Origin of the sequence: Psychrilyobacter sp. (genome assembly GCF_049671765.1) — a bacterium.
In the GTDB taxonomy this organism is placed as follows: domain Bacteria; phylum Fusobacteriota; class Fusobacteriia; order Fusobacteriales; family Fusobacteriaceae; genus Psychrilyobacter.
In genome coordinates this window covers 26252-32749 of sequence record NZ_JBATVM010000174.1, presented here as the reverse complement: position 1 = coordinate 32749, position 6498 = coordinate 26252, and the positions used below count along the sequence as shown (strand labels likewise).

Here is a 6498-nt window from a genome sequence, read left to right as displayed (position 1 = left end):
TTGAACTATTATGTATGGAATTTCTTGTGCTCCTAATTCTTTTACTACGTTTTTAGTAACTTTTAGTTGATGTTCATATTCCTCATTGGACACATCCACAACATATAAAAGTAGATCAGCTTCTTTAACTTCTTCTAATGTTGACATAAAGGCATCAACCAAAGTATGGGGTAATTTACTCACAAATCCAACTGTATCTGTTAATATAAATTCTAAATTATTTTTTAATTTCACTTTTCTATGAAATGGATCTAATGTAGCAAACAACATATCTGCAACTGGTGATTCATGTTTACTCTTTATCGGGTTGTTTATTCTTAAAAAAGTATTCATCAAAGTTGATTTTCCAGCATTTGTATATCCGATTAAGGCCACTGTCTGTAGATGACTTTTCTTTCTCTTATTTTTTTGTACTTCCCTTTGTTTTTTTAGTGTTTCTATGGATCTTTCTACATCCTTTATCCTTTTATCGATAGTTCTTCTATCAAGCTCCATCTTTTTTTCCCCTAGTCCTCTAGATCCTATTCCTCCAGCTTGTTTAGATAACTGAGTACTCCCTCCTACAATCCTAGGTTTTTCATATCTTAATCTGGCTAATTCTACTTGTAATTTCCCTTCCTTACTCTTAGCTCTATTGGCAAATATATCTAAAATTAAACTCGTTCTATCAATTATTTCCATATCCAATTCACTCTCTAAATTTCTTATCTGTATTCCAGAAAGTTCATCATCTACCAAGAGAATATCAGCACCGTATCTAGCTGCTAAAGCTTTTATTTCCTCTAATTTACCGCTTCCTAAATACGTTCCTACCTCGATTCTATTCTTCTTCTGACTTATCGTATAAACAGTCTCTATTCCAGCAGCATGAGATAGTTCCTTTAACTCTGCTAAAGAATCTTCTAAAGATACATTACTTTTTCTAGCAAAGACCTCTATTCCTACAACTATCGCTTTCCCAATAACACTGTCTATGAAACCCTTTACTTTTCCTGGTCTTCCCATTAATTTCTCCTTTATCTAATTTTCTATTATTTTTTTTAATTCTTCATACTCTTCCTTGGTGATTTCTCCTTTAACTAACCTCATTTTCAGTCTTTCTAAAGGAGTCTCTGATTTCTGAAGAAATTCACCATCCTTTCTCTTCAAAAATCTATAGATTAAGTATAACAATATTAGTGGTAAAATAAAACCTGCTACTCCTCTAAATAACATAAATACCCAATAAATTCCTCCTGATAATCCATACATAGTCTCATGATTTATCATATGACTGCCCATATTATACCTCCTTGGATACTTTTTCTAAAGTAAACCAAAATTTTATGCCGTTTTCTATATTTTTTACACCAAATTCCGATCTATGTCTTTCTAATATCCCATTAACTATAGTGAGACCAAGTCCTGTCCCTCCATATTTTCTATTTCTAGATGTTTCTACTCTATAAAATGGTTTCCAAATATTTTCTAATTTTTCTTCTGGAATGGAAGAACCTGTATTTATTATTTCTATTCTAGCTTTATTTTTTATAGTTTCTAAATTTATCCTAAGTTCCCCACCATTTTCTACGTAGGATACACCATTACTTAAAAGATTATTTATAACTTGTCTTATTTTAAAATCATCTCCTAAAGCCACTAAACCTTCTTCTAAATTTAATATTAAACTTACATTTTTCTTCCCTAAATCAATTTTATATTTAAAACTTTCTTCCCTTAAAAGACCAAATAAATCTAATTTATTTATCTCTATATCTACTATTTTTTCTTCTAATTTTATAAGTTTTATGAGTTCGTTCAAAAGGGTACTTATACTATTTCCTTCTGACATAATAGTCTTTAAATATTCCTTTCCCTCCTCCTTGTTTTCAATCAAATCATAAAGGAGCATCTCGGCATGAGTATTTATAACTGTTACTGGTGTCTTTATCTCATGAGTCACGCTAGCAATAAACTCCTTTCTGAGTTCATCTATTTTTTTTCTCTTTTCTACCTCATTTTTGAGTTTTATATTGGACAATTTTAACTGTCCTATATTTTTTTCTAATTCAGAGGAGAGAAAATTTATATTACCACCTAATTCTTCTAGCTCATCCCCACTTTTTATATTGGTCCTATAAGAAAAATCCATATTTACCATCCTTTTTATAATAGAATTTAAAGCTATTATAGGCCGAGTAATGTGAAGAGAAAATATATATACAAAAAAAAGTGATCCTATCAATATAGCTATTCCTTCATAGATATAAAACTCATTGACTATTCCAACTGTACTTTCTATAGAATCCATAGATATCCTCAGAGTTATAAATTGTCCTGTAGGAAGTAATTTATAATATTCTAAATGTTCCATCCCCCTATGATTGGTTATCCTATTTCCCTCATTATTTTCATCTAATTTATATCTCTCTAGGCGTCTAGTTTTTTTATCAAATGGACCTCTTTCCATAGGCCTTCTTTCATCTATTTGTTCTCTTCCTAAACTCCTATTATTTTGGTCTAATCGACCTCCTTCTAGACGTCTAGGATTTATTCTACTCATCATATCTATTGTAATATTATATTTTTGTGCATAGGTCTCTAATTCTTCAACTGTAGGAACTCCCTTGGAAAGTTTCTTTCTCACTTCCTTTATCTGAGCTATCCTTCTATCAGAATAAAAATCTTCTAAATAGTTATTATTTATATATATTCCTCCAACTATTACTAAGGATACAAGAGCTAGAGAGAATATAAATACTTTATGAGTCAGTTTTAGTTTCATCTTTTATCCACCTCAAATTTATAACCTATCCCTCTTACAGTAGTTATATGTTCTGGACCAATTTTTTTTCGCAAAGTTTTTATATGGGTATCTACAGTTCTATAGTCTCCATCATATGCAAAATCCCATACGTCAGCTAATATTTTTTCCCTATTTAGAACTATTCCACTATTCAATATCAAATAATTTAATAGTTCAAACTCTTTAGGAGATATATTAATCTCTTTTTCTTTTATATAAACCTTATGGTTATTTGAGTCGATTTCTAAAACACCATATTTTTTATTCCCTCCTATTAAGTTTAGAAGTTTTTTAACCCGTGCAATCAATATTTTCAAACTAAATGGTTTCTTCAAATAATCATTTGCTCCTACTTCTAATCCTTCTACTTCATCGTCTTCTTGAGATTTTGCTGTGAGCATCAAGACTGGTAAACTAGACTCTTCTCTAATCATCTTTAATACTTCAATACCATTTATTTTAGGTATCATCCAGTCAAGTATTACTAAATCTATCTTCTTACTATAGAATATATCCATAGCTTCCGCCCCATCACAAGCTTCTAAGACCTCAAATTCATTCATTTCCAATATTTTTTTTATGACTTTCCTTATATTTTTCTCATCTTCAACAACTAATATTTTCATAATTCCTCCTACTCTATGGAATCGTACGAGCAATTAATGAATTACTCCTCCTAGAAATTAAATTTATTTTTATCATCCCATATTATTATGAAATTAATGTGAAGACTAATTTTACTCCTGCTTTTCCTACTCCCCATAGAGATTCTATATTTTTTATTAAAAAACCATAAAAATTAGGATCTATATAACAAGCAATTCCTAAAAACAACAATAAAAAAGATCCTGTAGGCCTTATTAATTTTTCTTCTTTTCTCCTATTTAATCCAAGTAATAAAAGTCCTAAAATTAAAAATAAAATTGTTTCTTCTACAGAATTACTTAGTCTTATTCCTATAGTAAGTGAAATAAAAGTAAATAAAAGAAAGAGAATTATACTTCCCCATTTTTTTATTTTTCTATTTAAGATTGGAACATGTAAAAGAGCACTTCCTTTCCATCCTTTTGGAAATAAGTCATATAGAAAATGTATTCCCATTCCTATGGAAAACCCCATTATAAAATATCTAAATCCGATCTCTTCTTCTCCTCCAAATCCTAAAAATCTACCTTGCTTATTTAAATATATATATATGAAAAAAATTATAATTAGCGGACTGTGAGTTAGTATAGACCTATGTTTTAATTTCAGTTTGAAATCCCAATCGGGATATTTTATTCCTATAAATACGGAGAATGCTCCCATCACTAAGCCTATTGTGTCTATCGTTGTAAAATCTAAATTCTGCATTTTTCCTACCTTTAATTTTTTTATTTTCGACACAGAGTTCCACAGAGATAAAAAAATCCCCAGAGAAAGGTTATCTTTAATACTCCTATTTTAGTACTATTCAACTCTGTGACCAAGTTTTAATTCTTCATTATTCACTTTCAATTATAAGTTATAATATCTTCATAAATTCTGTATCTTTCCTCTCCTAATATTTTCATCATCTCAATATTAGAATAGATCACATCATTTTTTTCTTTATAGATTTCAATTTTTTTTATTTCTTTTTTAGTAAGCCCATAATATTTAAGCATTTTTGTAGAAGCTGAATTTATTTTTAATTCATTTAAATTTCCACCGTCTCTTATCTCTATTTTTTTTGATAATTTTTCTACGGTTTTATCTCCTATCCCAGCTATTCTAGATAGATCTTTTAGATTTTCGACCCTTCCTACTATCTCTTTATACTCAAATATTTTTTTAGCGATACTAAGAGTTATCCCTACTTTTAAATAATTCTCTATCTCAGCATTATTTACATTTAATTTTTTCATTTCATCGCTACTACTAAAAATCATCTCTTTTTTCAGTTTTATACTCTTTTTTTCTGGCCTTGTTTTATTGTAAATAAAACTTGTAGTTAGTATCACTACAATTATAATAACCAACTTTACATTTTGATTCATCCTACTCACCCCTTACATATAGAGTAAAAAAAAAATTAACTAATTTTTTCGTCACAGATTACTTAGATTTTAGAACCTCTTTATCACAGAGTTACACTGAGATTTCTCCGTATACTCTCTTTTTTTGCTCTGTGTATCTCCGTGTCCAAGTTTTTTTTACCTTTTTCTTAGTTTTAAATAAAACAGCCTTTTTATTATGACCCTGTATTAAAGATCCTCAACTCCTACTTTCCCTCCTCTCCTAAATTAGGTGAGGAGATGGTAGTGAGGTTTTTTATTTAAATAACTCCAATTTCTTAGGTAATCTTTCCTTCATCTGCTTTACATAAGCAATAGGTTCCTTAGGACTTACTATTCTCTTTATTTTATCTACTGTAAGACTTTCAGCTACTACCGATTTAGTTATTGCTCCTCCTCCTAATCCAAGGGTTGATTGATTTTCTTCTATCATCTCAATATTAAATATTGATTCTGTTCCTTCTACGGCAAATCCCATATTTTCTCCACATTCAAGACTATTTTTCTGCCTATACATATAATACGGTTTCATTTTCTTTTCTTCCGTAACCTCATATAATTTTCTTTCTATCTTTTCATAATCAAGAGGTATAGACGTCTGAACATCTTTAAATAAAACAGAAGCTTTTTTTAATGCAAGCACATGGGTTGTCAAATTTTCAGCAGGATATTTTTTTAACTCCTCCAAAGTATATAAGATATCTTCTGTCGTCTCATCAGGTAACCCCAAAATTAGGTCCATATTAATTATCAAACCTATTTTTTTAGCATAATTAAACATTTCATCAAATTTATTTCTGTCCAAAGGACGATTCATTTTTTCTAAAGTTTTCAAATTAAATGTTTGAGGATTTAAGCTGATCCTTTCAACTCCGTAAGATTTCATTATATCTAATTTTTTAAAGGTAAGCGTATCTACTCTCCCCGCTTCTAAAGTGAATTCTTTTAGATCAATTAAATTTATATTATCTTTTATTGATTTCAAGACCCTTTCCATATCTATTTCTGTCAGTATACTAGGTGTCCCTCCTCCAATATAAAGAGATTCAATACTATTAGAAGTCCCTTTTAAAAATTCCCCTGTAAGGTTTATTTCTTCTAAAAGTGTTTCCACAAATTCATTGTAATATTTACCTATTTTCCCCTTCATTTCATAGGAAGCAAAGGAACAATATCTACACTTTGTAGGACAGTATGGTATTCCAATATACATATTTATATGATCTCTATTTAAAAATTTCATCTCTTTTTTTACTATATCTATAAGTAGTTTCACTTTCTTAGGAGTTACTAAGTACAGTTCAGACATAAGTTTTTCTATTTCATCATAAGTATATGAAAGATTCAAAAATCTCCTCACTAATTTCGTAGGTCTTACCCCAATAAGTCCTCCCCATGGATATTTTTTATCCATTAATTTTAGAAGTCCTACTTTGGACATAACTATCCTTTGGTCTTCTAGTTTATCCAAGTTATTTTCATATGAAAAGTTGATTTTCTTTCCCAAAGCCTCTAATTCCAATTCTAAGAATTTATCACATTTTTTTTCTATAATAGTTATTTTTTCATCTATTAATTCTGGAATAAGAATACGAATAAATTCTTTTAGATTATTTATTTTTATCTCAAAATTTAATTTAATATTTTCCATTTTATTTACTTTTATCTCCTATTTTG

7 protein-coding genes are annotated in these 6498 nt (G+C 29.1%); all 7 read right to left on the bottom strand.

The window, feature by feature from the left end; translation table 11 throughout:
• Nucleotides 1–1005, bottom strand: a 1005-nt coding sequence (hflX, locus tag WBG30_RS08400; protein WP_424504199.1) for a GTPase HflX, incomplete at its 3' end; no start/stop codon positions are given.
• Between the two features lie 15 nt (nt 1006–1020).
• Entirely contained in the window at nt 1021–1281 is a 261-nt protein-coding gene (locus WBG30_RS08395; RefSeq protein WP_424504198.1) for an SHOCT domain-containing protein, read from the bottom strand.
• A gap of 1 nt (nt 1282) precedes the next feature.
• Nucleotides 1283–2764, bottom strand: coding sequence for a sensor histidine kinase (locus WBG30_RS08390; protein WP_424504197.1), 1482 nt, complete (start codon nt 2762–2764; stop codon nt 1283–1285).
• Nucleotides 2761–3411 carry a response regulator transcription factor gene (locus WBG30_RS08385; RefSeq protein WP_424504196.1) on the bottom strand — a complete coding sequence of 217 codons (651 nt, stop codon included), beginning with the start codon at nt 3409–3411 and terminating at the stop codon, nt 2761–2763. Before WBG30_RS08385 ends, WBG30_RS08390 begins: the two co-directional genes overlap by 4 nt.
• Before the next feature lie 85 nt (nt 3412–3496).
• The gene (locus WBG30_RS08380) at nt 3497–4171 is read right to left on the bottom strand and encodes a hypothetical protein (RefSeq protein WP_424504195.1); all 675 of its coding nucleotides are present in this window, start codon (nt 4169–4171) and stop codon (nt 3497–3499) included.
• Between the two features lie 107 nt (nt 4172–4278).
• The gene (locus WBG30_RS08375; protein WP_424504194.1) at nt 4279–4803 is read right to left on the bottom strand and encodes a ComEA family DNA-binding protein; all 525 of its coding nucleotides are present in this window, start codon (nt 4801–4803) and stop codon (nt 4279–4281) included.
• 274 nt (nt 4804–5077) lie between these two features.
• The gene (locus WBG30_RS08370) at nt 5078–6472 is read right to left on the bottom strand and encodes a coproporphyrinogen III oxidase (protein WP_424504193.1); all 1395 of its coding nucleotides are present in this window, start codon (nt 6470–6472) and stop codon (nt 5078–5080) included.
• Nucleotides 6473–6498: the final 26 nt, after the last annotated feature.

Excerpts from the sequence above, each read along its gene's own strand:
- WBG30_RS08395 (WP_424504198.1), bottom strand. The coding sequence starts at position 1,281 with ATGGGCAGTCATATGATAAATCATGAGACTATGTATGGATTATCAGGA.
- WBG30_RS08370 (WP_424504193.1), bottom strand. The coding sequence starts at position 6,472 with ATGGAAAATATTAAATTAAATTTTGAGATAAAAATAAATAATCTAAAA.
- WBG30_RS08385 (WP_424504196.1), bottom strand. The coding sequence starts at position 3,411 with ATGAAAATATTAGTTGTTGAAGATGAGAAAAATATAAGGAAAGTCATA.
- WBG30_RS08375 (WP_424504194.1), bottom strand. The coding sequence starts at position 4,803 with ATGAATCAAAATGTAAAGTTGGTTATTATAATTGTAGTGATACTAACT.
- WBG30_RS08390 (WP_424504197.1), bottom strand. The coding sequence starts at position 2,764 with ATGAAACTAAAACTGACTCATAAAGTATTTATATTCTCTCTAGCTCTT.